18 protein-coding genes and 1 rRNA gene are annotated in these 25,287 nt (G+C 49.2%); 6 read left to right on the top strand and 13 right to left on the bottom strand.

The features are described from left to right. Position 1: 1 nt before the first annotated feature. Together FTU86_RS08575 and FTU86_RS08570 are read right to left on the bottom strand one after the other, a co-directional pair. Positions 2–3,148: an efflux RND transporter permease subunit gene (locus FTU86_RS08575; protein ID WP_180048463.1), complete on the bottom strand. Its 3,147-nt coding sequence runs from the start codon at positions 3,146–3,148 to the stop codon at positions 2–4. Between the two features lie 2 nt (positions 3,149–3,150). After that, entirely contained in the window at positions 3,151–4,251 is a 1,101-nt protein-coding gene (locus FTU86_RS08570; RefSeq protein WP_016658896.1) for an efflux RND transporter periplasmic adaptor subunit, read from the bottom strand. 153 nt (positions 4,252–4,404) lie between these two features. Between FTU86_RS08570 and FTU86_RS08565 the strand changes: the two genes are divergently transcribed. The 3 genes from FTU86_RS08565 to FTU86_RS08555 all read left to right on the top strand — a co-directional run bounded on the left by FTU86_RS08565 (position 4,405) and on the right by FTU86_RS08555 (position 9,450). Continuing rightward, positions 4,405–5,016 carry a TetR/AcrR family transcriptional regulator gene (locus FTU86_RS08565; RefSeq protein WP_180048462.1) on the top strand — a complete coding sequence of 204 codons (612 nt, stop codon included), beginning with the start codon at positions 4,405–4,407 and terminating at the stop codon, positions 5,014–5,016. A 139-nt stretch (positions 5,017–5,155) separates the two neighbouring features. Then, entirely contained in the window at positions 5,156–7,840 is a 2,685-nt protein-coding gene (ppc, locus tag FTU86_RS08560) for a phosphoenolpyruvate carboxylase (RefSeq protein ID WP_104470723.1), read from the top strand. A 299-nt stretch (positions 7,841–8,139) separates the two neighbouring features. After that, entirely contained in the window at positions 8,140–9,450 is a 1,311-nt protein-coding gene (locus tag FTU86_RS08555; protein WP_180048461.1) for a solute carrier family 23 protein, read from the top strand. A 243-nt stretch (positions 9,451–9,693) separates the two neighbouring features. Here the strand turns inward: FTU86_RS08555 and FTU86_RS08550 are convergent, their stop codons facing one another. From FTU86_RS08550 to ilvD (FTU86_RS08525), 6 genes are all read right to left on the bottom strand, one after another. After that, on the bottom strand, positions 9,694–9,870 hold the full coding sequence (locus FTU86_RS08550) for a hypothetical protein (protein ID WP_005181183.1): 177 nt from the start codon (positions 9,868–9,870) through the stop codon (positions 9,694–9,696). Between the two features lie 406 nt (positions 9,871–10,276). Beyond that, complete coding sequence (locus FTU86_RS08545; RefSeq protein WP_075167674.1) at positions 10,277–10,564, bottom strand: chorismate mutase; 288 nt, start codon at positions 10,562–10,564, stop codon at positions 10,277–10,279. Next, complete coding sequence (locus FTU86_RS08540; protein ID WP_005181177.1) at positions 10,545–11,867, bottom strand: hypothetical protein; 1,323 nt, start codon at positions 11,865–11,867, stop codon at positions 10,545–10,547. Before FTU86_RS08540 ends, FTU86_RS08545 begins: the two co-directional genes overlap by 20 nt. A 79-nt stretch (positions 11,868–11,946) precedes the next feature. Next, entirely contained in the window at positions 11,947–13,632 is a 1,686-nt protein-coding gene (gene ilvD, locus FTU86_RS08535) for a dihydroxy-acid dehydratase (RefSeq protein WP_005181175.1), read from the bottom strand. Positions 13,633–13,925: 293 nt separating this feature from the next. Beyond that, positions 13,926–14,129: a hypothetical protein gene (locus FTU86_RS08530; protein ID WP_067731511.1), complete on the bottom strand. Its 204-nt coding sequence runs from the start codon at positions 14,127–14,129 to the stop codon at positions 13,926–13,928. A gap of 199 nt (positions 14,130–14,328) precedes the next feature. Continuing rightward, the gene (ilvD, locus tag FTU86_RS08525) at positions 14,329–16,158 is read right to left on the bottom strand and encodes a dihydroxy-acid dehydratase (protein WP_075174681.1); all 1,830 of its coding nucleotides are present in this window, start codon (positions 16,156–16,158) and stop codon (positions 14,329–14,331) included. A gap of 423 nt (positions 16,159–16,581) precedes the next feature. Here ilvD (FTU86_RS08525) and fmt point away from each other — a divergent pair, with 423 nt between their 5' ends. Both fmt and rsmB read left to right on the top strand, forming a co-directional pair. Continuing rightward, positions 16,582–17,544 (top strand): methionyl-tRNA formyltransferase, encoded by a 963-nt coding sequence (gene fmt / locus FTU86_RS08520; protein WP_016658903.1) that lies wholly within the window; start codon positions 16,582–16,584, stop codon positions 17,542–17,544. Beyond that, positions 17,541–18,845 carry a 16S rRNA (cytosine(967)-C(5))-methyltransferase RsmB gene (gene rsmB / locus FTU86_RS08515; RefSeq protein WP_163143347.1) on the top strand — a complete coding sequence of 435 codons (1,305 nt, stop codon included), beginning with the start codon at positions 17,541–17,543 and terminating at the stop codon, positions 18,843–18,845. Before fmt ends, rsmB begins: the two co-directional genes overlap by 4 nt. Positions 18,846–18,924: 79 nt before the next feature. Here the strand turns inward: rsmB and FTU86_RS08510 are convergent, their stop codons facing one another. The 3 genes from FTU86_RS08510 to FTU86_RS08500 form a co-directional block, all read right to left on the bottom strand. After that, positions 18,925–19,035: a methionine/alanine import family NSS transporter small subunit gene (locus tag FTU86_RS08510; protein WP_005181164.1), complete on the bottom strand. Its 111-nt coding sequence runs from the start codon at positions 19,033–19,035 to the stop codon at positions 18,925–18,927. A 1-nt stretch (position 19,036) separates the two neighbouring features. Continuing rightward, the gene (locus FTU86_RS08505; RefSeq protein WP_016658905.1) at positions 19,037–20,524 is read right to left on the bottom strand and encodes a sodium-dependent transporter; all 1,488 of its coding nucleotides are present in this window, start codon (positions 20,522–20,524) and stop codon (positions 19,037–19,039) included. A gap of 525 nt (positions 20,525–21,049) precedes the next feature. Continuing rightward, a complete protein-coding gene (locus tag FTU86_RS08500; protein WP_075174677.1) occupies positions 21,050–22,501 on the bottom strand; it encodes an aldehyde dehydrogenase family protein in 1,452 nt (483 codons plus the stop codon). A gap of 137 nt (positions 22,502–22,638) precedes the next feature. Here FTU86_RS08500 and FTU86_RS08495 point away from each other — a divergent pair, with 137 nt between their 5' ends. After that, positions 22,639–23,322: a TIGR04219 family outer membrane beta-barrel protein gene (locus tag FTU86_RS08495; RefSeq protein ID WP_168369881.1), complete on the top strand. Its 684-nt coding sequence runs from the start codon at positions 22,639–22,641 to the stop codon at positions 23,320–23,322. Positions 23,323–23,400: 78 nt separating this feature from the next. Here the strand turns inward: FTU86_RS08495 and FTU86_RS08490 are convergent, their stop codons facing one another. Next, on the bottom strand, positions 23,401–24,762 hold the full coding sequence (locus FTU86_RS08490) for an aromatic acid/H+ symport family MFS transporter (RefSeq protein WP_180048460.1): 1,362 nt from the start codon (positions 24,760–24,762) through the stop codon (positions 23,401–23,403). Positions 24,763–25,203: 441 nt separating this feature from the next. After that, positions 25,204–25,287: ribosomal RNA gene (rrf, locus tag FTU86_RS08485) — 5S ribosomal RNA — on the bottom strand; the annotation flags it as partial.

The raw sequence follows: 25,287 nt of genomic DNA, 5'->3' as shown, positions 1-25,287 counted from the left end.
ATCAGGCCATATTCTGATTTTTTTTCACTTTAAACCACTGCGCATACAGGGCCGGCAAAAAGAATAAAGTGAGCAGCGTCGCAATAATCAATCCGCCCATGATCGCCACCGCCATCGGACCAAAGAAAATACTGCGCGACAGCGGAATCATGGCCAGCACGGCGGCCAGTGCAGTCAGCACAATTGGACGGCAGCGGCGCACCGTGGCATTGATAATCGCATCCCATGGCGCTTCACCGGCCTGAATATCCTGCTCGATCTGGTCAATCAGAATCAGCGAGTTACGCATGATCATCCCCGACAGCGCAATGGTGCCGAGCATGGCCACAAAGCCAAAAGGCTTATTGAACAGTAGCAGGAACAGCACCACCCCAATAATGCCAAGCGGCGCAGTTAAAAATACGATACAGGCCCGTGACATGCTTTTTAGCTGCAGCATCAACAGGGTAAACACCACCGCCAAAAACAGCGGCATACCGGCATTGACCGAGCTTTGTCCACGCGCCGATTCTTCCACCGTCCCGCCGACTTCCAGCAGATAGCCATTTGGCAACTGGCTGCGAATCTGCTGTAAGGGTTCGCTTAACTCCCCCACCACCGTGGCCGGTTGTAAACCACTGCTGATGTCAGCACGCACGGTAATGGTTGGTAAACGGTTACGATGCCAGATCAAGCCTTCTTCAAAGCGGTATTCAATCTGGGCAATCTGGGCCAGCGGTACACTACTGCCCTGTGCGGTTGGCACTGCCAGGCTGCTGAGCGAACCAACATCGACCCGCTCGGCTGCATCACCGCGCAGGCGGATTTCAATCAGTTCACGTTTTTCCCGGTACTGGTCAATCGCGCTGCCAAGAATGGAACTGTTGAGGAAATTAGCTAGATCAACACTGCTGACGCCCATTTGCCGTGCCCGGTCCTGATCAATCTGCAGATGAATCACCTTGCTTGGCTCACCCCAGTCCAGATGCACATTGGTGGTGTTTGGATTGTCATCGACCTGAGCTGCGACCTGCTGCGCCCATTGCCGTACCTGAGCCAGATCTTCACCGGAAACCCTGAACTGCAGTGGATAGCCAACCGGCGGGCCATTTTCCAGCAGCGATACCCGGGTACGCGCTTCCGGCAATAACTTACGAATCTGCTCATCCAGCGAACGGCGAATTTCATCCCGGTCTTCTAGCGATGAAGCCAGCACCACAAACTGGGCAAAACTGGTTTGCGGCAACTGCTGATCCAGCGGTAAATAAAAACGCGGCGAGCCAGTGCCCACATAGGCCACATAGTTATCAATCCCCTCCTGCTTGGCCAGGAACTGCTCGACCTTTTGTACTGCGGCTTCGGTGGCTGTTAAAGAAGCGCCTTCTTCGAGTTTCAGATCGACCAGAATTTCGGCCCGGTTTGAGGGTGGGAAAAACTGCTGCGGCACCAGCTTGAACATCAAAATCGACAGCACAAAAATGCCTGCCGTAGCGGCAATCACGGTTTTACGATAAGTCACACAGGTATCGACCCAGCGGCGAAAGCCCTGATAAAAACGGGTCTGATACGGATCATGCTGCTCACCGGCATGATGTACCACAGGCGCTGGAGCGGGCTGCTTGCGCAGACGTGCCCAAAGGCGCTGATACCAGCTGGCCTGTTGTGGCTGCTGATTGAAATCGGGCAGCAGTTTATCACCCAGATACGGCACAAACAGCACCGCGGCAAACCAGGACACCACCAAGGCAATCGTCACCACCTGGAAGATGGAGCGGGTATATTCACCGGTACTAGACGCGGCCGTGGCAATCGGTAAAAAGCCGGCCGCGGTAATCAGGGTACCGGTCAGCATTGGAAAAGCCGTGGTTTTCCAGGTAAAACCGGCCGCCTGAAGCCGGCTATAGCCCTGCTCCATTTTAATGGCCATCATCTCTACTGCAATAATGGCATCATCCACCAGCAGACCCAGTGCCAGAATCAGGGCACCGAGGGAAATCTTGTGCAGGCCAACATCAAACAGGTTCATGCCGGCAAAGGTCATCGCCAGCACCAGCGGAATCGAAAAAGCCACCACCAGACCGGTACGAAACCCGAGCGAGAAAAAGCTGACCAGCAGCACAATAATCACCGCCTCGGCCAGTACCTTCATAAATTCATTAACACTGTGCTTGACCGCCACCGGCTGATCCGAGACTTTTTGCAGCTGCATGCCCAGCGGCAAGGTCTGCTGTAGCCGCTGGAATTCAGTGGCCAGATTCTCCCCCAGCGCCAGAATATCGCCGCCTTTACGCATAGACACGGCAATACCAATCCCGTTTTCGCCCATAAAACGCATTCGTGGCTGGGCCGGATCGCTAAAACCGCGGTAAATCTCCGCGACATCGCCTAGTTGAATGGTGGTGCCATTGACCAGTAGCGGCATCTGCTGCAAGGCTTCAACACTGTTTAGCTGGCCACTGACCCGGACCTGAATCCGGTCGGTTTCGGTTTCAAAAAAGCCGGCACTGGCCATGCTGTTCTGCTGCTGCAACGCCTGCTGAATGGCGGTAACTGGAATACCGAGCTGGGCCGCTTTGGTATTGGACAGTTCAATCCAGATTTTCTGGTCTTGCAGGCCAATCAGTTCGACCTTGCTAACATCCTTGACCCGCTGCAATTGTAGCTGCAGGCGGTCGGCATATTCTTTTAAGGTGGCATAGTCAAAATCTTCACCAGTCAGCACATAAATATTGCCGAAGGTATCGCCAAATTCATCGTTAAAAAACGGTCCCTGCACGCCTTGGGGCAGTTCATGCCGGATATCATTGATTTTCTTGCGTACCGTATACCAGATATCCGGAATTTGCCCGGAACGCAGCGAATCTTTGGCAATAAAGGTCACCATTGATTCCCCCGGACGCGAATAGGCCAGAATCCGCTCATACTGCCCGGTGGTCATCAGCTCTTTTTCAATCCGGTCGGTGACCTGCAAGGACACTTCCTTGGCGGTTGCGCCCGGCCAGTAGGTCTGCACCACCATCACCTTAAAGGTAAACGGCGGGTCTTCACTCTGCGACAATTTGGAATAGGAATACATGCCAATAATGCCAAGCAGCAGCATGAAATACAGAATCAGGCCCTTGTTTTTTAAGGCCCATTCCGACAGGTTAAAGTTTAGCGGTGCACTCATGCTTAACCCCCTGCCTGAATCTTGACGGCACGGTTTTCCCGGTCAATCGGATGAATTTTTTGCTGATCGCGCAGCAGATGCACCCCACCCACCACCACATAGTCCGTTGGCTTTAGACCACTCAGCACCGGTACGCTGTCACGGCCATAGGCGCCCAGCTGCACATCTACTTTACGTAGCTGATGATTGGCGCCTACCACCAGGACATAGGCCTGCTGGCCATTGGCCGAGATGCTGGACAGTGGCACGGTCAACTGCTGCTGTGCATTGCCATTTAAAAACACCCGCGCACTTTGTCCCAGCTGGATGGCCGGATTGGCAGCACGTAGCGCCACCTTGACACTAAAAGTACGTGACTGATCGGCCGCCGGTGAAATCTCCCGCACATAGGCTTCAAAGCGCTGATCCGGCTGTGACCATAAGGTGACTGTGGCCGGCTGACCGACTTTAATCTGGCTCATGGCCTGCTCCGGCACGCCAATCACCACTTCACGTTCACCGGAAATTGCCAGCTGATACGCCGCCTGACCGGCTGCCACCACCTGCCCCACTTCAATATTGCGTGCGGTAATCACCCCGTTTTTATTGGCCACCAGCCGGTTATATACGGTCTGGTTCTGCGCCACCGCATAATTGGACTGCGCCTGTTTCAGTGCTGCCACAGCAGATTTGTACTGATTGTCGATGGCATCGTATTGCGAGCGGCTGACGGCGTTCATTGGCAACAACTGCTGAAAACGTTGCAGTTCATCTTGGGCAATTTTGGCGGCCGACTGGGCACTGTCGAGCTGGGCGCGCGCTGCATTCAGCTGTAACTGGGCATCTTTAACATCTAAACGTGCCAGCACCTGCCCGACCTTGACCTGATCGCCAACATCGACATAGCGTTCCACCACCTGACCGCCCACCCGAAAAGCCAACGCGGTCTGCTGACGCGCCTGCACCTCACCGGCATAGCTTTTTTGTGCCTGATGACTGGAGGTGGGCTGGGCCACCATCACATAGGGAATATTCTGTTCAGTGCTGGCGCTGTCCTTGCTACAACCGACCAGGGTGCTACACACCAGGATCAGGCTGAGAACTACCGTGTTAATCGTGCTCATGCGGTTGACTCTTATTTGTCAGATGTTTTTCAGGCAAAATAGCAATATATTAAAAATGATCAATTTTTAATTAATATACCGATGAGTACATTAATTGCAAGAAACAGCAAAACACAATGACTGTTTTTATTTTATTTAGGATATTTTCAGCAAATGAACGTCGGACGTCCCAAAGATCTCGAAAAACGCCAGCGCATTCTGGAATCGGCTAAATCCTTGTTTTTAAAGCAGGGCTATCATGGTTCGAGCATGAATGAAATTGCCCGCGATGCCGGCGTGACCAAACTGACGGTCTATAATCATTTTCAGGACAAGGCCACCTTGTTTACCTGTGCCATTGAAGATACCTGTGAAGCCCTGATTATGGCGCGTCCGCCGCAGCTCAGTGCCGACAGCAATTTCCAGCAGGCGCTGGCGCAGCTGTGTGCGCTGTCCCTAGAAATTGTCTATTTACCCGAAGCCATCAAGCTGGAATATCTGCTGCTCGATTTGGCCTCACAGCAAAGTCCGCTGTTACAGCAGTTTTATCAGGCCTCGCATCAAAAGCTGAACCAGGTCTGGCAGCACTTTTTCCAGCAGGCCATTGATTTAGAGTTCATCCCCAACAGACCGCTAGAACAGTTAATCCAGTTGATGCTGTCGTTGTTGCTCGGTCAGCGCCATCATGAAATTTTGCTCGGCATCCGCCCGATTCCGGCCACCGAGGAACAGCAGCAGCTGATCCAGTCCAGTATCCAGCTGCTCCTGCAGGCCATCTCCGAGTGACCGGCTGCCTAAGCCTTGAACAAAACCGGCTTTTTTGCAGCGCTTCCGGATAAAAATTATCCGACTTTCGCCTTATCTTGGCTTGGATTGTCACGAATTCCGGGTATAGTCAAAACAGGAACTCTGGAGAGGGAAAAAAATGATTCAACAAATTGCTGCTCCATTACGCGAAGATGTGCGTCTGCTGGGAAATTTACTGGGTGATACCCTGAAACAGCACGCCGGACAAGATTTGTTTAATCAGGTCGAACAGATTCGTGCGCTGGCCAAAGGCGCCCGTGATGGCCAGATTGAAGCAGAAAAACAACTCGAACAACTGCTGTCCAGTCTGGAAGATGAAGAAATTCTGCCGCTGACCCGTGCCTTTACCCACTTTTTAAATTTTGCCAATATTGCCGAGCAGTATCATGTGGTGCGTAGCCGCCGCCAGAGCGAATTTGATGACAGCGCACCCTCCCCGAATCCACTCGATCATCTGTTTCAGAAATTCCAGCAGCACGATATTTCTGCCGAGACCTTGTTCCAGCAGATCTGCGAGCTGAATATTGAACTGGTCTTAACCGCGCATCCGACCGAAGTCAGCCGCCGCACCCTCATTCAGAAATATGATGGCATCAATGCCTGCCTGTCGGCTTTTGACCAGCAGAAACTGACACCGCGTGAACGTCAGGCGGTGCTGGAAGAGCTGAAACAGCTGATCAGCTCGGCCTGGCAGACCGATGAAATTCGTCAGCATCGTCCAACCCCGATTGATGAAGCCAAATGGGGCTTTACCACCATTGAACAGACGCTGTGGAATGCTGTGCCTAAATTTATCCGGGAACTGGACAGTATGGTGCAGGCCCAGTGTGGCCAGCAGCTGCCGCTGGAAATTGCACCGCTGCGCTTTGCTTCCTGGATGGGCGGTGACCGCGATGGCAACCCGAATGTGACCCATCAGGTGACTCAGGAAGTGCTGTGGCTCTCGCGCTGGAAAGCTGCCGATTTGTACCTGCGCGATATTGAAGATTTGCGCTGGGAACTGTCGATCCAGCAATGCAGTCCGGAGCTGCTGGCCGCGATTGGTACGCCGCATCCTGAACCGTATCGTGAATATTTACGCGAAACCCGCCAGCGTTTAACCGCCACCCGTGACTGGCTGGCGCAAAAGCTGCAAGGACTGGATGCTGATGACAGCCAGGTGATTAAAAGCAAACAGGAACTGCTGACCCCGTTATTGTTATGTCACCGCTCGTTAATGGCCTGCAACATGCCAGAAATTGCCAATGGCAAGCTGCTGGATTTCATTCGCCGGGTCAACTGTTTCGGGATTGAACTGCTCAAGCTGGATATCCGTCAGGAATCTGGTCGCCATCGTCAGGCCATTTCGGCAATTACCGAGTATCTTGGACTGGGCAATTTTGAAACCTGGACCGAACAGGCGCGGCAGAATTTCCTGCTACAGGAACTGCAAAGCAAACGTCCGCTGTTGCCTAAATACCTGCAGGAACCGAAACAGAGCCTGATTGAACATCCGGATGTGCAGGAAGTATTTGCCACCATGCGGACTCTGGCCGAACAGCCATCAGAATCGCTGGGTGCCTATATTATTTCCATGGCCGAATATCCAAGTGATGTGCTAGCGGTGTTATTGCTGCAAAAAGAAGCCGGTATTCAAACGCCGCTACGCGTGGTGCCACTGTTTGAAACCCTGAAAGATCTGGACGGCGCAGCCAATACCATGCACACCCTGTTTAGTATGCACTGGTACAAGCAGCATATTCAGGGCAAACATGAAGTGATGATTGGCTACTCCGACTCGGCCAAAGATGCTGGCTTTATGTCGGCCAACTGGGCCCAGTATCGTGCCCAGGAAGAACTGACCGCTGTGGCACAGCAGCACGGGGTTCAGCTGACCCTGTTCCATGGCCGTGGCGGTTCTATCAGCCGTGGCGGGGCACCGACCCAGCAGGCCCTGTTCTCGCAACCACCAGGTTCCATTTCCGGCGCGATTCGCGTCACCGAACAGGGCGAAATGATCCGCTTCAAGTTTGGTCTGGAAGAAATTGCCTTACAGAATCTGGAAATCTATACCGCCGCGACGCTGGAAGCGACCTTGCTGCCACCGCCGGTACCAAAACAGGAATGGCGCCAGTTAATGCACAGCATGACTGACCTGTCGGTGCAGGTCTATCGCCAGACTGTACGGGAAAATCCGCATTTTGTGAAATACCTGCGTACCGTGACCCCGGAACTAGAGCTGCAAATGCTGCCGCTTGGTTCACGTCCGGCCAAGCGTAAAGTCAGCGGCGGCATTGAATCGCTACGTGCCATTCCCTGGGTGTTTGCCTGGACCCAGATCCGTCTGATGCTACCGGCCTGGCTGGGCACCGGTGCGGCCATTAACCAGGTGATTGCCCAGGACCAGCAGGGGCTGCTGGAAGAAATGCTGCGCGAATGGCCCTATTTCCAGACCCTGGTGGATATGCTGGAGATGGTTCTGTCCAAGGCCGATGGGCATATTGCGCTCTACTATGAAGCGCATCTGACTGAAGATGAAGAACTGAAAGCCCTAGGTGCCGAGCTGCGTCAACGCCTGAAAGATGCAGTCCAGACCTTGCTGGCACTGAAAGGTGAGTCGCAGCTCCTCAGCAGCAATGATGTACTGGATCAGTCGATGAAAGTACGTAAACCGTATTTACTGCCGCTGCATCTGCTGCAGGCCGAACTGATGAAACGTCGTCGCCAGTATCTCAACAGCCAGCAGGCCGAGCATAGTCCGGTAGATCATGCCTTAATGGTCACCATTGCCGGTATTGCCGCCGGATTACGCAACACCGGCTAAGTCAAATTGGCAAAAACATACAGCACATGTTCTGCATGTGCTGTATTTTTAAGCAGTCATAAAGCTGCCATTTCTTTTTTTATGAATAAAATAATTATTATTTATACATTCCATCCAGCCAAAGTCGATGAATTAATCTACTGATTTCATACTATTTTTATATTAAAAAATTTTTACCCTGCGGTAAAAAACAAAGCAAAGTCATAGAATTAATTTGAACAAAAATTTTGTATCTCCGATTAAATCTTTTAAAAAACAGGAGTATGATTGGCACAATTTGTCTTTAGAGTGCTCAAAATATGTCCAATTGGTTTCCCAAATGGCGCCCGTATCAAGGCAGTATCGATGCACGTCCTGTAGGTACCAATGAGTATCTTCCACCTGTGCAAACTGTGGTTCTGGGGGTTCAGCACGCGTTTGCCATGTTTGGTGCGACGGTACTTGCGCCTTTCCTGATGGGCTTTGACCCGAACCTGGCCATTCTGATGTCCGGGATCTGTACCATCCTGTTCTTTATTATGACCGGTGGTCGCGTTCCTAGTTATTTAGGTTCCAGCTTTGCCTTTATTGGGGTGGTAATTGCTGCGACCGGTTATGCCGCATCCGGCACGGGCGGACCCAACCCGAATATTGCGGTGGCAGCCGGCGGGATTATTGCCTGCGGTATTTTATATGCCCTGCTCGGCTTTCTGGTCATGGCCACCGGCACACGCTGGATTGAAAAATTAATGCCGCCTGTAGTTACCGGTGCAGTGGTGATGATCATTGGTCTGAACCTGGCGCCGGTCACGGTCAAAGGCGTAGCTGGTAATCCATTTAATATGTGGATGGCGCTGGTTACAGTTCTATGTATGGGTTCGATTGCGGTATTTACCAAAGGACTGTTACAGCGCCTGTTGCTCCTGGTTGGTCTGCTGCTGGCCTATCTGGTTTACTTTATTGTCAGTAATGTCATGGGTTATGGCACGCCAATTAACTTTGCCCCAATCCAGCAGGCGGCATGGTTTGGCCTGCCAACCTTCCATGGTCCGGAATTTGAAGTCAATGCCATGCTGATCATTGCCCCGGTAGCGCTGATTCTGGTGGCAGAAAACCTCGGTCATATTAAAGCCGTGAGTGCCATGACCGGTGAAAACTTGGACCCGCACATTGGTAAAGCCTTTGTCGCCGATGGTGTAGCCACCACTTTAGCCGGTGGTGTCGGTGCGCCGGGCATGACCACCTATGGTGAAAATATCGGCGTGATGGCAGTGACGCGTGTCTACTCGACCATTATTTTTGCAGTTGCCGGTGTGTTTGCCATTTTCCTTGGTTTATCGCCTAAGTTTGGTGCCATTATTCATACCATTCCAAGCGCGATTTTAACCGGTGCCTCAATTGTGGTGTTTGGTCTGATTACCATTGCTGGAGCCAAAATCTGGATTGAAAACAAAGTCGACTTCTCAAAAAACAAAAACCTGATGGTGGCGGCAGTGACCATTATTTTAGGTACCGGTGACTTTGCCCTGCAATTCGGCAGCTTTAACCTAGGTGGTATTGGTACGGCAACCTTTGCCGCACTGTTACTGAACCTGTTCTTTAGCTTGGGCGAAAAATCAGAAAAAGCATAACTGCCCTGACTAATATACAAAAAAACCGAAGCCGGTATGATCAGTACCGGCTTCGGTTTTTTTATCTGAAACCTAAACGCTAGCAGTCAGGTTTCAAGGCAAAATTAAATTATTTTTGCTTTTTCAGGGCTTTTTGCAGCTGTTTCAATTTGCCCTGATGTTTTGAAATCTTTTTCAAACGTGCTTTGATTTTTTGCTTTAACGATTTAACTTGCTTCGCCATGGTATTACTCCCTAGTAAGGCTATTCGCGCTTGTGCTGTTTCACAAAGCTACGAATAAATTTTCTTAATTCACGAGCAGCACTAGTATCCAGTTCTTCACACAGATGAATAAATTCATCGCGTTCAGCACTATTAATACGAATTAAAAGTTGTCCATCTTTTTTGCCTGTCTTTATTTTTTTGATTTGCTCGCTCATTGCTTCACTCCAAAATAAAGACGCTTTAACAAAAAGATGTATATACAATATATATACATTTTCAATTAAGTCAAATTTATCGTGTTAAAATATGTAATAAAATCAATATATTTAGTTTACCAAGAAACTATAGACGCGCGCAAAGCCTGCCGGGCTCTAGCTTTGCGCAGAACGCCGCCATCGGTTTATTTTTAAATTAAAGCTAGATGATTCGTTTGTTTTTCAACCAATCTCAATCTTGAAGCGAAACAGCAGCTCAGATTCATCTCACCTGCCGAGTGCGGATTTCTATGGTTCTGGCTGACGATTAAAGACAAGTAAATAAAGCGCTGGCCACACCAGGAAGATCATTCCGGCCTACTGTGATAAAAACAGAGTGCCAGCGCGTTTTTAATTGTTATCGGTTTTAAGGTCTAAACTGTTTCAGTTCACGCTGAATAAAGTGCTGGAACATGGTCTGGTACAGCTGTTCAATTAGCTGAGCATCGAGCCCCAAGCTGGTGGCCTGGCTACGCAAACGCTCCAGAATCTGGGCCTGGCGTTCCGGGGTCTGCATATCGGTTTCTGATTTTTTAAAACGGGTGGTCTGATCAACATAATATTGACGCGCTGCAATCAGCTCCACCAAAGCACTATCAATCACATCAATCTGTGCGCGAGCCTGTTCCAGCGACTCAACTTTCTCTTTTTTCATGTTGTAAGATGTCATTTTCAGCTTCGTTTTCACTTTTGTACTTTTCTTCTAACACATTACTGAAAATACTTTCAATCATCCAGACGCGATAAAGGCTATTAAACACATAACTTTGCCCGTCAATCCGCAGCTCCAGCACCGGTAAATTCGGCTGAGACTTCATTTCACAGAGCATGTCATTGTCTTTAAGATACTGTTCAATATCGGCACTGCTCAGTTCAACAATGTTCAGCTCACGGCGTAACTGCTCGAAATGGGCTTTAAAAGACAGGTCTTTGCCCTGGGTCCACACCGCCTGCAAAATTCGGTGAATGGCCTGCATGCGCTGCTCTTCCGGCACGCTATAAAACAGTCGCGCCATCTGATAGGTGGCATCCTGGGTCGGCCGGCAAAACGGGGTAAACGCGACTTCGGTGCGTTTGGATAAACGGGTCGCCAGACTCCAGTCAAACAGGTCACGGCCCTGATAACTGAGCGGATAGACATTCAAATGAATATTATAATAATTGGCCAGCTCTTCCTGAATATAGGCCAGCAGCAGCCAGGAAATCGGATCTTCCAGCGCAATATATAAATCCAGCTCCGGGTCCATACGCTGAATTTCATTTAAGGCTTCGGCATCATTAATTAAATGCTCGCGCCATTCAATATGATTGATCAAGAAAATCGGATTACCGGTCAGCAGCTTCTGCTGTTTTAGGCGCCGGGTCAGGCGTAACAAATCATCTACCGCATGATACTGACGGCCACCAAACTCGAAATAGCTGGCAAGAATGGCGTCCTGATTAAAGATCCGTTCCGGAAAATGCTGTTCCTGATGATGGCGGCTGGCCATGGCATACAGGGTGCGCAATTTGCCATACTGTTTTTGCCAGAGCATATGGAATACATCTTCGAGCAAATACAGAAAATCCTGACCACGCAAAGGCGTATGCCGCAAGATGGTCTCAGCTTGTGCCAAGGCTTCCGGGGTTGGTTGCTCAGGCGTGTCATGAAAACTGAAACGGTGCTGCTTGGACAGGATCTGTGCATCATTCAGGCAATAGTTCTGCCATTCCAGCGCCGACATCTGGTTCGGCGGCTCTGCACTGCCACTGGAAATAATTACCTTTAACGGCTTTAAGGCATCGGAGAGAATTTCTTCAAGCTGTGGCAGTTCCTGCACTGCCAGATAGCTATACACATCATCTAAACGCAGATGAATACTGAGGCCCTGCTCAATCGGTAACACCGCTTGACGAGACGGTTTTTGATAAAACCAACTCGATCGGATTGGATCAAACCAACGGCGTAACAGTGACATGAGCTGAGCCTCTAAAGGATTAAACGGCGGAATAAAAGATACTACACCGGTTTATAACAATTTGATCTTAAATGATCAATTACACATCCAAATTTAAATCGGTCACGGCGCCAGTCTCTGCCCCTGAGGTCAGTCGGGCAAATTTGGCCAGTGCACCATGCGTATAATTTGGTTTTGGCTTGACCCAGGCCGCCTGACGCGCGGCAATTTCCTGTTCAGACACATGCCAGGTCATTTCACGGGTTTCGGCATTGATGGAGATTTTATCGCCATTTTTCACCAAACCAATTGGCCCACCTTCATAGGCTTCCGGGGTCACATGGCCAATCACAAAGCCATGACTGCCGCCAGAGAAACGGCCATCGGTAATCAGGGCCACAGCATCGCCCAGGCCTTTACCAATAATCGCTGAGGTCGGTTTTAGCATTTCAGGCATGCCCGGTCCGCCTTTTGGACCAACACCGCGAATTACCACCACTTCGCCCGGCTGCACCTGACCGTCGAGAATACCGCGCATGGCACCTATTTCACCTTCAAACACCCGTGCCGGACCTTCAAAATACAGCCCTTCTTTACCGGTAATTTTTGCCACCGCACCGGTTGGCGACAGGTTGCCTTTTAAAATCACCAGATGTGAATCTTTTTTCACCGGTGCATCAAATGGCAGGATAATCTGCTGGCCTTCCGGATAATCTTCAACATCCGCCAGATTTTCGGCCAGTGTTTTACCGGTCACGGTCAGACAGGAACCATCGAGCATGCCGGCATCCAGCATCCGTTTCATCAGCGGCTGAATCCCGCCAATCGCAATCAGTTCAGACATCAGGTATTGACCGGATGGACGTACATCGGCCACCACCGGAATATCCTGTCCAATGCGGACAAAATCATCCAGACTCAGCTCGACCCCGGCCGTATGCGCCATCGCCAGTAAATGCAGCACACCATTGGTCGAACCGCCCAGAGCAATCAGCACTTTAATGGCATTTTCAAACGCGGCTTTGGTCATAATGTCGCGCGGTTTAATGTCCAGACGCAGCAGGTTCATTACCGCTTCACCGGCACGCTGACAGTCAATTTTCTTGTCCTCAGACACCGCTTCCTGTGCCGATGAACCCGGCAAACTCATGCCCAAGGCTTCAATCGCCGAGGCCATCGAGTTAGCGGTGTACATGCCGCCACAGGAACCCGGTCCAGGCAAGGCCACTTCTTCAATCTGTTTGACCTGAATTTCGTTAATTTCGCCTTTGGCATGCTGCCCGACCGCCTCAAATACCGAAATCATGTCGGTATGGCCGGCGCCCGGCTTGATGGTGCCACCATAAACAAACAGCCCCGGACGGTTGAGGCGCGCCAGCCCCATAATACAGCCCGGCATATTTTTATCGCAGCCGCCAATGGCAATCACCCCATCATAGGCCTGACAGCCGACCACGGCTTCAATCGAATCGGCAATAATTTCGCGGGTTAGCAGCGAATATTTCATGCCCTCGGTGCCGTTTGAAATCCCGTCAGAAATGGTGATGGTGTTAAAGATAATCCCCTTACCACCAGCGGCATTGACCCCGGCTTCGGCTTCACGCGCCAGCCCATCAATATGCATATTACACGGCGTGACATTGGCCCAGGTTGAGGCAATCCCGATAAAAGGACGCGTAAAATCCTCATCCTGAAAGCCGGTGGCGCGCATCATGGAACGTGCCGGTGCATTTTCAATGCCTTCATAAACAGGCGCGGAATGTTCTCGGATATTGTCTTTACTCATTTTATTCGTCCTGAGTGTAATTTTTGAGAAGCCTAAATATTGGCTAGGTTTTATCCGATTGTATAGAAAGCAATCTCGACATAAAAGTAAGACTCTGTGTATCTGACTCAGTTATTTTTTATTTTCTTAGATGAGTATTTGAAGTACGAAGTTGCCATACATAATAAAAGACCCGGTCTTTTCAAGCCGGGCCTTTTACTGAGACTGTAAATCAGTCATGGGATGATTTCTGATTAGATTCATCTTTACACTATTTAAAATCAATTACTTATAAATTTTTAGTGTAGGCGTACTTAATTCACCTGATGCAGACCAAGTTCTTCATTGGAAGCCAACACCACAGATGCCAGAATCGGAGCCGCCAAAATCACAGGAACAGCTAAGATCCAAAAGACGACGGTATAATGTGGATCAAAGAAAAATTGAATGCTCAGTGCAGCTAAAATCATAATGAGCGCTAAAATTGCCACAAAGCGGCTAATAAATTTCATGGACATGCGTGTAATCACTTTTGCATTGATACTGTCGCTTTAGTATACACATACTTTTTTTAATACTTTATCGGTTTTAAGTATCTAAAGCCCTCTCTCCATTGATTTTATTGAAAGTTTAGGTGTTTTACTTAAGTTTAAATCGCTAAGGAATAAAAAAGCACTCCCATCTGGAGTGCTTTTTCGCGCTATAAAAATTTACAGCTTAGATTTCACGTACCGCACCTTTTGCAGCACTTGTAGTGTGCATCGCATAAGCTTTCAATGCTTTAGAAATCTTGCGTGGACGTTCCTCAGCCGGCTGCCAGCCTTTGGCTTCCTGTGCTTCACGGCGCGCTGCCATGGTTGCATCATCAACCGCCAGGTGAATGCTACGGTTTGGAATATCAATTTCAATGCGGTCGCCATCTTCGACCAGACCAATCGCACCACCTTCAGCCGCTTCCGGAGAGACGTGACCAATCGACAGGCCAGATGAACCACCCGAGAAACGGCCATCGGTTAGCAAGGCACAGTCTTTACCCAAACCTTTAGATTTCAGGTAGCTGGTTGGGTACAGCATTTCCTGCATACCCGGACCACCACGTGGACCTTCATAACGAATCACCACCACATCACCGGCGCTGATTTTACCGCCCAGAATCGCCTCCACCGCGGCATCCTGGCTTTCAAATACGCGAGCTGTACCATTAAATTTCAGGATGGATTCATCTACACCCGCAGTTTTTACGATACAGCCATCCAGCGCGATGTTGCCGTACAGCACGGCCAGACCACCATCTTTAGAGAAGGCATGTTCAGCATTACGGATCACACCATTTTCACGGTCGCCATCAAGGCGTGAATAATAACGGTCTTGTGAGAATGCAGTCTGGGTCGGAACGCCACCTGGCGCCGATTTGAAGAAAGTGTACACCTCTTCGTTTTCAGTACGGATGATGTCCCATTTATCTAAGGCATCTTTTAAAGTTGCTTCATGTACGGTCGGTACAGAAGTATCCAGCAAACCGGCACGATCCAGCTCGCCTAGAATACCCATGATCCCGCCGGCACGGTGGACATCTTCCATATGTACATCATTTTTCGCCGGAGCCACTTTACACAGGACCGGCACTTTACGCGATAAACGGTCGATGTCATCCATGGTGAAATCAACACCGGCTTCATTGGCCGCAGCCAACAGGTGCAATACAGTATTGGTTGAACCGCCCATGGCAATGTCCAGCGTCATGGCATTTTCATACGAGGCTTTGGTGGCAATTGAACGTGGCAGAACGCTGTAGTCGTCCTGTTCATAGTGACGTTTGGCCAGTTCCACAATTAAAGAACCGGCACGTTCGAACAGTTTTTTACGGTTGGCGTGCGTCGCCAGTGTAGAACCGTTACCTGGAAGAGATAAACCGAGCGCTTCGGTCAAGCAGTTCATTGAGTTGGCAGTGAACATGCCTGAACATGAACCACAGGTTGGACAGGCTGAACGTTCATATTCCGCCACTTCTTCATCGGTGAAGTTGTCATCTGCGGCGACAATCATGGCATCAATCAGGTCGATGGCTTTTTCATTACCACGGATTTTGACTTTACCTGCTTCCATTGGACCGCCGGACACGAACACCACCGGAATATTCAGACGCATTGCGGCCATTAACATGCCCGGGGTGATTTTGTCACAGTTGGAGATACACACCATGGCATCGGCACAGTGCGCGCTGACCATATATTCCACCGAGTCAGCAATCAGGTCACGTGATGGCAAGGAATACAGCATACCGTCATGACCCATGGCGATGCCGTCATCGACTGCAATGGTATTGAATTCTTTGGCTACACCACCTGACGCTTCAATTTGACGTGCCACCAGCTGACCAAGGTCTTTTAGATGCACGTGACCCGGTACAAACTGGGTAAAAGAGTTGACCACCGCAATAATCGGCTTGCCAAAATCTTCATCTTTCATCCCGGTCGCACGCCATAAGCCACGTGCGCCCGCCATATTTCTTCCGTGTGTCGATGTTTTTGAACGATAGTCAGGCATGTGTATTTCCAACGAGTTGTGCTTGAGAGGGTGAATCCCCATCTCTGGCTAAAATGTACTGATCTTCAGGTTATCAGTTGAAATTTCGTCACATCATACTACAGCTCAATCTGTCAGCGTGCTGGGTGATCGGGTCTTTTGAACCTTTTATTCTGCGATCTTTCAACTGATGAAAACTGGGGAGACTCGCCTACGGAGCCGATATGATTTGATCATAAAGCATTAGCTCCAGCATTTTCATGAATAATTTTTACCTTTTATATAAACAAAATTTATTGATATTAATTTTTTAAATAAAATTTTGTTTGCAAAGAACAACACCCAGCCGAACTCATGAAGATGCAATCTCTATTTACATGACAATTTAGGCTTAAAAAGGCTTTTCGCATATAATGTGGGGCAAGTTTATATGGAATCTCATGTGTGAAAATTATCTTTGCGGGAACACCAGAATTTGCAGCTGTAGCGCTCGATGCCTTATTAAAAACCGAGCATGAAATTGTGGCGGTCTATACTCAACCTGACCGCAAAGCAGGCCGCGGACAAAAACTTACGGCCTCTGCCGTGAAACAACTGGCGCTGGCACATGATCTTCCGGTATATCAACCGTTACATTTTAAATCATCCACGGAAGAAGGTCTGGCTGCGCAGGCAGAACTAAAAGCCCTGAATGCCGATGTAATGGTGGTGGCGGCCTATGGCCTGATTTTGCCACAAGTGGTGCTGGATACACCCAAATATGGCTGCCTGAATATTCATGGTTCGCTGCTGCCACGCTGGCGAGGAGCGGCGCCCATTCAACGCGCCATTGCCACCGGTGATGCTGAAACCGGCGTGACCATTATGAAGATGGCGGCCGGGCTGGATACCGGCGATATGATGTATAAAACCCTGTGCCCGATTACAGCTGAAGATACCTCTGCCAGCCTGCATGACAAACTGGCCATTCAGGGTGCGGAGGCGATTGTGGCGGTACTGGCTTCGGAGCAGACTTTACAACAGTATCTGGAACAGCGCGAAGTACAGGATGAAGCTTTAACGGTATATGCCCACAAGCTGTCTAAAGCCGAAGCGAAAATTGACTGGTCTCAGGATGCTGTAACAATTGACCGCAATATTCGCGCCTTTAACCCGTGGCCGGTGGCGTTTATTCCGCTGGATGAGCAAAGTAATTTACGGGTCTGGGGATCTGTGCTGTCGAATGAAGCGGTCAATGGCCAGTCGGCGGGGACCATTCTGGCACTAGATAAACAGGGCGTGCATGTGGCCTGTGGCGATGGCAAAGCCATCTGTCTGACCAGCCTGCAATGGCCGGGTGGTAAAGCGCTGAATCCGGTCCAGATTGCACAAACCCAGAAATTAAGTATTGGGCAGGTGCTGGCATGAATCAACATCCATCCGGTCAGTCACATCTGAACTTACGCGCCCAAGTGATTCGTACTTTATTGGCCGTCCAGCAGGGCCAATCTCTGGCCAGTATTTTACCGCTGCATCTGACCAAGGTCGCCGAGCGTGACCGGGCGCTGTATCACGAACTGGTCTTGGGCACCTTACGTCAATGGTATGGCCTGAAAAGCATTACCCTGCCTTTGCTGGTCAAACCGCTGAACAATGAAACCGTCGAAACCTGTCTCTATGTCGGGCTGTATCAGATTTTATGTACCCGTATTGCCGACCATGCGGCTATTTCAGAAACCGTGACTGCCACCAAGCAGTTAGGCTTTCAGGCGCTCAGTGGTGTGGTCAATGCCATCCTGCGTCGTGTTTCACGTGAAACATCGGTCTTTGAGCAGACGCTGCAAGCGGCGCATGGTTTACCCAGCTGGCTGTTTAAACGTCTGAAAAAAGACTGGCCGGAACAGCTGGAGCAACTGACCCAGGACCTGAAACAGACAGCACCACTGACTTTAAGGGTCAATCAGCGCAAGATTAGCCGTGAAGCCTATCTGAATAAACTGCTGGGCGCCGGTATTCAGGCACGTCCGGGCGAGCGTTCCGATGTGGCGATTATTCTGGAACAGGCGGTGCAGATTCCGGAGCTGCCGGGCTTTGATGCCGGCTGGTTCTCGGTACAGGATGAACATGCCCAGCTTTGTGCGCAGTTACTGCCAGATTTAAATGGCAAAGTGGTGATTGATGCCTGTGCAGCCCCGGGCGGAAAAACCGCACATATTCTGGAAAAATTTAGTCCGGCCACTTTGGTGGCACTGGATCAGGACCCGAAACGCCTGCTACGGGTCACGGAAAATCTGGAGCGCCTGCAACTGACCGATACGCAGCAGGTCGAAATTCTGGCGGCAGATGCTACGCGCTGGACCGCAACCGAACCGGTCGATTGTATTGTGCTGGATGCACCCTGCTCTGCCATTGGGGTGATGCGCCGTCATCCGGATATTCGCCTGTTACGCCAGTCCGCTGACATTCAGCAAACTGTCGAGCTGCAGCAGCAGATTCTGGAACAGATGTGGTCCCAGCTAAAAGTCGGCGGCACCTTGCTGTATATCACCTGTTCCATTTTAAAAGCAGAAAATGAACAGCAGATGCAGCAGTTCTTTGCCCAGCATGCCGATGCCAAAGAAATTAAAATTGTCACAGACTATGGTGTCGAACAGCAGTATGGCCGCCAGCTGTTACCGGAAGCCGGACGCGGCGATGGCTTCTATTATTGCCGGATCGAAAAAATCTAGACGATAAAAAAAGGAACCCTCAGGTGGTTCCTTTTTTTATTCTACAGCAGCTTAGTCTGCACATGCATGTACCACAGACTTAATCCTCTGGTTCATCTGGATGTTTGCTCAGATGAATCATGGCCAAGATTAAACCGCCCCAGAGCAGGACAGTCGAGATGATCATCATGATAATTGCTTCAGTATTCATCTTAGTTCTCCTCTTCCGGGACTTTGTCTTTCAGACAGCTCAGTACAATGGCACCCACAATAAACAGGGCCAGCGTACCGCCACCCACCAGCCATAAGATTTCAGCCGGATAACCGCCATAACCTTCTGCAACAATCGACTTGATAGTTAAGCCTAAAGCCACCAGTAATGATAATGGAGTAATCACGGTTAACAGGAAGTTCCAGCCGGCACCCAGTTTAATACTAGAGTACTGGTTGATATGCGCCTGTAACTGCGACAATAACGGACGACGGAACCACGACACCAGAATAATCGACAGTAAACCACCGCCAACAATACCAATATTATTGGCAAAGTAGTCAATGATGTCGACAAAGGTAATCGCACTATGGGTCGAGAAAATCAGGGTCGAAACAATGGCAGAACCACCGGCAATAATGCTGACCGATTTTTTACGTGACCAGCCTAACTTGTCCTGGAAAGCTGAAATCGGCACTTCTAGAATACTGACCATGGAAGTAATCCCGGCAACGGTCAACGAGGCAAAGAACAGGAAGCCAAATAAGTCGCCGCCTGCGCCCATGCTGGAAATAATTTTCGGGAAGGCAATAAAAGCCAGACCAATACCGCCAGATACCACTTCTTCCACGGTTGAGCCTGAGCTGAACGCCATAAAGCCCAAAGCCGCAAATACCCCGATACCGGCCAGAATTTCAAAAGATGAGTTGGCCAGCGCAACCACCGCACCGGAACCAGTCATATTGGTTTTACGCTTTAAATACGAGGCATAGGTCAGCATGATCCCGAAGCCAACAGACAGCGAGAAGAAGATATGACCAAATGCGGCCAGCCAGACTTTATAGTTGCCCATCGCTTCCCAGTTCGGGGTAAAGAAGGCATTTAAACCTGCGGTTGCACCCGGTAAACGGATCGCCTGAATCACCAGAATCGTGAACAGTACCACCAGTAACGGCATAAAGATTTTATTGGCCAGTTCCACACCACGACGTACACCACCGTAGAGAATGAACATCACCACCGCCCAGACAATCACCAGACCGAAGAATAAGGTCGGTACAAAGCCCAAGGCCAGCCCTTCGCCATTTTGCAAATAGGAATTAAAGAAGAAGGCCTGGGTGTCTGCCCCCCATTTCTGGCCAATTGCGTAGTACATATAACTACCGGCCCAGGACAGAACGCTGGCATAGTAAATCCCGATGACCAAGGTCACCATCACCTGCCACCAGCCCAAGGACTCGCTGTTCATGAGCTTTTTATACGCCAGTGGCGGCGCTTTACGGAACTTATGCCCGACCGCGTAATCTAAATATAATAACGGCAAACCGGCAGCAAAAATTGCCACCAGATACGGCACCAGGAAGGCACCACCACCATTTTCGTAAGCCACATAGGGAAAACGCCAAATATTCCCCAAGCCTACAGCTGAACCAATCGCTGCAATAATAAAGCCTGATCGCGCGGACCAGTTTTCACGATTTCCTGACATAAAACACCTAAACCTAGATGCTTTTTTCACTGCTTTTTATGTGGTTTTCTCGCAAGCAAAAAAGCACCATGCAATATTAATCTTGAGTGTTTGATTTAGCCTTGACCTTTTGGGTACTGGTTTCTAAATGACAAACAGGGAGTGGATGACGAAAACTTGCTTAAAGTGCATCGTGAAGACTCCCTTTTATATGGTTCAACAATACTCACTTTTAAAAAATTATTCTGTAATTTCTGCTCCAAATCTTGGGTTTTTATAATCTATCCTGATTCAACCGCTCAATTAATCAGCTTATTTATTGTACAATTTTGGTTATGAATTACCAAACTTTTTGGAATAAATTATGAAGTAAAACTGAAAACTCAATTGCTATCCTTTAAACGGTCATTTATACCCGATGATATAAAATGCCTATCACCTACCCGCACTGCTTTCTTCGGATACTGTATTTCATCAATAGATTGCCGTGATCTATAGATAAGGATGCATCAAGTTCAATATTGCCCTTGATGCATCTCCCAGCGATCAACCCGGTTGATGGATCACCAGCAAACGTTCTTCCTGCATATCACGAATTGCCGATTGAATTCCCTCGCGGCCCAGACCCGAATCCTTGACCCCGCCATACGGCATGTTATCGACCCGGAATGATGGAATATCGTTAATAATCACCCCGCCAACATGCAGCTGGTCCCAGGCATACAGCATCTGCTGCAGATTCTGAGTATAGACCCCGGCCTGCAAACCAAAGCGGCTCTGGTTAATCCGTTCAATGCCCTGCTCAAACTGTTCATACGGCTCCAGAATAGCCACCGGACCAAAAGCTTCATTCTGGTAAATTTCCGATGTTGGCGAAACCTGCTCCAGCAATGTCGGCTCGAACATCACCCCCTGCTGTTCGCCGCCCACCAATACCGTCGCGCCTTCTGCTACGGCCTGATCCAGCCATTTTTTCAGGCGCACGGCTTCGTTCTCTTTAATCATCGGCCCAACCAAAGCGCTGTCCAGACGCGGATCAGCCGCCCGTAATGACTGCAAACGGCTGACCAGTTTATCTTTAAGCTGTGTGTAAATCGCGCGATGCACCAGAATACGCTGCACACTAATACACACCTGTCCGGCATGGTTATAGGCACCGCCAATTAACCGGTCAACCAGCGCATCATTGACCTCGGTATCGGCCTCAATCATCACGGCAGCATTGCCGCCCAGCTCCAGCGTGACCTTTTTACGTCCGGCACGCGCTTTCATATCCCAGCCCACCACATCAGAACCGGTAAAGCTCAGCAGTTTAAAGCGGTCATCGGTGACCAGCACATCGGCCTGCTCACGCGGACAGGGCAATACCGAAAAGGCCCCAGCCGGCAAATCGGTTTCCGCCAGAATCTCGGCAATTTTTAAGGCAGAAATCGGGGTTAGACTGGCCGGTTTTAAAACAAAGGGACAGCCGGCAGCAATCGCGGGTGCAATTTTATGGGCAGTTAAATTCAGAGGAAAATTAAATGGACTGATCAGCGATACCGCGCCAATCGGTACCTGTTTACTGATGCCCTGATAACTGCAAGCCGCGGCAGTTACTGCCAATGGCATCATCCGGCCCTGATCCATCTGGGTTACTGCATCCGCAGCCAGTTGAAAGGTATTGATTAAGCGCTCTACTTCAGCAGCGGCAGCCCTTTTCGGTTTACCGCCTTCAATAATCAGCAGTTCGGTGAGCTCGGCCCGGCATTCCTGAAAACGCTGCACACAATGCAGCAGGATTTTCTGTTTCTGAAACGGTTTTAATGCCGCCATCGCCGCTTCCGCCTGGACTGCGGCCTGAATCGCCTGCTCCAGCGTCTCTGCATCGGCCAGCGCCACACGTGCATAACAGCGCTGCAGATACTTATCTTCGACCTCTAGCCACTGGCCGGTCACATGCGGCTGTCCAGCCAGATATAAAGGATAATCGTGCGGATGATCAGTGTGCGTAGCCATGTGCAGGTCCTCTATTTTTTGCATGATACGTCAATACAATTTATACCAATTCCCGATATGATGCGCCGAGATGTTTCCCGGTTCCATCCTCCACAATAAATTTATTCTGAGAATATACAAGCTCTACAGGGATTTTTATGCGTACACGTCCAGCATTGTGTTTCATCCTCGGTCTTGGCTGTTTTAGCGCCGCGCAGGCCGATATTATTGGTGTTAAAGGTAGCGTCGATTACTGGCATTATGACAGTGACTTATCGAGCGCCTTGGGCCAGCCCGAGATGAAAGATGACTCCAGTTTGTCTTTTGCCTTGGCGGTTGAACATCCAGTACCGTTATTGCCGAATGTCAAAATCAAGCACAGCACACTTGAGGCAGAATCAGAACGTGAAGTTCTGAATGAAAAGATGGAGCGGATCGACCTCGATTATTCCGACTTCATTGTCTATTACGAAATTCTGGACAATATTGTCAGTGCCGATATTGGTGTGGGTGCCAAGGTGCTGGACGGTACCGTGCAGCAGAATTTAACCGAAGTGGAACAGGTCAGTGAAACCTTGCCAATGCTGTATGCCGAAGCCGGGGTGAAACTACCTTTTACCGGTTTAAGTGCCAAAGCCGAAGCCAGCTATGCCAAGTTTGATGATACTGTCATTAGCGATGCGCAGGCAGAACTGAAATATAATTTTATTGATAATTTACTGATCGATGTCGGCCTGAAAGCCGGTTACCGCATTCTAGATGTGGAGCTAAACGAAGGTGATGAACGTAATCTCCAGCTGGATTTTAAAGGTCCTTATCTCGGGCTGGAAGCACATTTCTAAAACAACAAAACATCTTTTTCCCTTTAAACAAAAAGCCTCTACTGAGGCTTTTTGTTGGTTTAGATGAATTACATCAGTTTAGCTATAAGAGCGACTGGCCTTAGACACCACCGGTGGTGTTTCAGTAACCGGCTCTGAGGCTTTCTGGATGCGAATCAGGGCAACTGCAATTGCACCAATCACCGCTGGAATCGCCACCGCCAAGAAATTCAGTTTATGCGGTAATTCCATACCCAATAGCACCCCGATAATAATCGGGCCGACAATTGCACCTACACGGCCGACCGCAGAGGCACAACCAATCCCGGTTGAGCGCACCGCTAGTGGATAATACTGCGCCACAAAGCTGTATAGCAGAATACTACTGCCAATTGCGGAAGCCCCAGCCAGCGCCACCAGTAGGTAAATCACCGGTTGTGGCGAGTTAAAGCCTAATCCAACCAGCGCCACAGCCCCCATCAGGAACATGCCAATAATCACCGGTTTTAAATGGAAACGGTCTGCCAGAATCCCGCCGCCAATGGTGCCAATTACTGCGCCAATATTCATCGACATCAGGAACATCAGGCTGCTACCCAGCGAGTAACCAGCGGCCATCATTAGTTTTGGTAACCAGCTGCCCAGTGCATAGACCATCAATAAACACATAAAGAAGCAGCACCAGAACAATAAGGTACTCATGCCACGGTTTTGCTTAAATAAGACGGCAATAGAGGCATCCGGCACCTGTACTTCATTTAAGACCAGTTGAGTCTGCGCACTGACTTTTTCTTCTGGCGTGATTTTCTGGATAATCTGGCGCGCTTTTTCATCCTGCTGTTTTTTCACTAAAAAGGTCAATGATTCAGGTAAAAACTTCCACAAGATCGGTAACAGTAACAGTGGAATACCCGCGATATAGAACATGATTTCCCAGCCAAAACTTGGAGTTAACCAGGCACCCAGTAACGCAGCCATAATACCGCCGACCGCATACCCACTAAACATGGTGGTCACCAAGGTACTGCGCAGTTTCTGTGGTGCATATTCAGAGGTTAAGGCCACCAGATTCGGTAATACTCCGCCAATTCCTAAACCGGCAATAAAGCGCAAAATTCCGAATTCAGTCGGGTTAGATGCGAAACCGCCCCAGAAGGTAAAACCGCTAAATAAGGTCACACAAATTAAAATGACATTTTTACGGCCAATCTTATCAGCCAGCATGCCAAAAAACATGGCACCGAACATCATTCCGGCCAGGGCAGTACTGGCCAACATGCCTGCTTGCACAGCAGTCATATTCCATTCTTGCATCAGTAGTGGTAGGGCTACGCCATTAATCGCCAGGTCATAACCGTCAAAGATGACTACAAATAAACACCAGAGTACGACGTTTAAATGAAAAGGTTTGAACTTCGCCTTGTCCACTACAGCATTCACATTCATTGTTGTTGCTGTCATTAATCCTCACCTCCAATTGTGAGATTTTATTCTTAATATGAAAAAATGAACAATCATTCACTTTTGTCTATAAAATGAATGATTATTCATTTTTTGTCTATGGATAAAAGGTCTAAATGATAAATTTTTCTTAAAAATCAGATTTGATTTAGCAATAAAGCTCAATTTCAGAGCAGAAAATTTAGTTATAAATCTTACAATTAGTGGAAACTTATTCTATTTTTTAAAATTTTTATATTACAAAACAGTGAAATAAAAGCTTCATCATTGCAATTTTTAAGACAGGCTTAAATGACAACTTCTACCACACAAATTTGCAAATAAATGTAAAAATTGTGTCATAAAACCTAAAAAGCACTATCTAAGTCGTAGATGTAGAAACTAGAAATTACGCCCATAAAAAAATCCCCCTAGCTTTTGCTTGGGGGATTTTGAATAATGAGCTGGCGATGACTTACTCTCACATGGGTAACCCCACACTACCATCAGCGCTAAGAGGTTTCACTTCTGAGTTCGGGAAGGGAT

The organism is Acinetobacter sp. YH12155 (assembly GCF_013418255.1).
Classification (GTDB): Bacteria; Pseudomonadota; Gammaproteobacteria; order Pseudomonadales; family Moraxellaceae; genus Acinetobacter; species Acinetobacter indicus.
The sequence above is the reverse complement of the archived record's forward strand: the minus strand, read 5'-3'. Positions and strand labels throughout refer to the sequence as shown.

Excerpts from the sequence above, each read along its gene's own strand:
- FTU86_RS08575 (WP_180048463.1), bottom strand. The coding sequence starts at position 3,148 with ATGAGTGCACCGCTAAACTTTAACCTGTCGGAATGGGCCTTAAAAAAC.
- FTU86_RS08570 (WP_016658896.1), bottom strand. The coding sequence starts at position 4,251 with ATGAGCACGATTAACACGGTAGTTCTCAGCCTGATCCTGGTGTGTAGC.
- FTU86_RS08565 (WP_180048462.1), top strand. The coding sequence starts at position 4,405 with ATGAACGTCGGACGTCCCAAAGATCTCGAAAAACGCCAGCGCATTCTG.
- ppc (WP_104470723.1), top strand. The coding sequence starts at position 5,156 with ATGATTCAACAAATTGCTGCTCCATTACGCGAAGATGTGCGTCTGCTG.
- FTU86_RS08555 (WP_180048461.1), top strand. The coding sequence starts at position 8,140 with ATGTCCAATTGGTTTCCCAAATGGCGCCCGTATCAAGGCAGTATCGAT.
- FTU86_RS08550 (WP_005181183.1), bottom strand. The coding sequence starts at position 9,870 with ATGAGCGAGCAAATCAAAAAAATAAAGACAGGCAAAAAAGATGGACAA.
- FTU86_RS08545 (WP_075167674.1), bottom strand. The coding sequence starts at position 10,564 with ATGAAAAAAGAGAAAGTTGAGTCGCTGGAACAGGCTCGCGCACAGATT.
- FTU86_RS08540 (WP_005181177.1), bottom strand. The coding sequence starts at position 11,867 with ATGTCACTGTTACGCCGTTGGTTTGATCCAATCCGATCGAGTTGGTTT.
- ilvD (WP_005181175.1), bottom strand. The coding sequence starts at position 13,632 with ATGAGTAAAGACAATATCCGAGAACATTCCGCGCCTGTTTATGAAGGC.
- FTU86_RS08530 (WP_067731511.1), bottom strand. The coding sequence starts at position 14,129 with ATGTCCATGAAATTTATTAGCCGCTTTGTGGCAATTTTAGCGCTCATT.
- ilvD (WP_075174681.1), bottom strand. The coding sequence starts at position 16,158 with ATGCCTGACTATCGTTCAAAAACATCGACACACGGAAGAAATATGGCG.
- rsmB (WP_163143347.1), top strand. The coding sequence starts at position 17,541 with ATGAATCAACATCCATCCGGTCAGTCACATCTGAACTTACGCGCCCAA.
- FTU86_RS08510 (WP_005181164.1), bottom strand. The coding sequence starts at position 19,035 with ATGAATACTGAAGCAATTATCATGATGATCATCTCGACTGTCCTGCTC.
- FTU86_RS08505 (WP_016658905.1), bottom strand. The coding sequence starts at position 20,524 with ATGTCAGGAAATCGTGAAAACTGGTCCGCGCGATCAGGCTTTATTATT.
- FTU86_RS08500 (WP_075174677.1), bottom strand. The coding sequence starts at position 22,501 with ATGGCTACGCACACTGATCATCCGCACGATTATCCTTTATATCTGGCT.
- FTU86_RS08495 (WP_168369881.1), top strand. The coding sequence starts at position 22,639 with ATGCGTACACGTCCAGCATTGTGTTTCATCCTCGGTCTTGGCTGTTTT.
- FTU86_RS08490 (WP_180048460.1), bottom strand. The coding sequence starts at position 24,762 with ATGACAGCAACAACAATGAATGTGAATGCTGTAGTGGACAAGGCGAAG.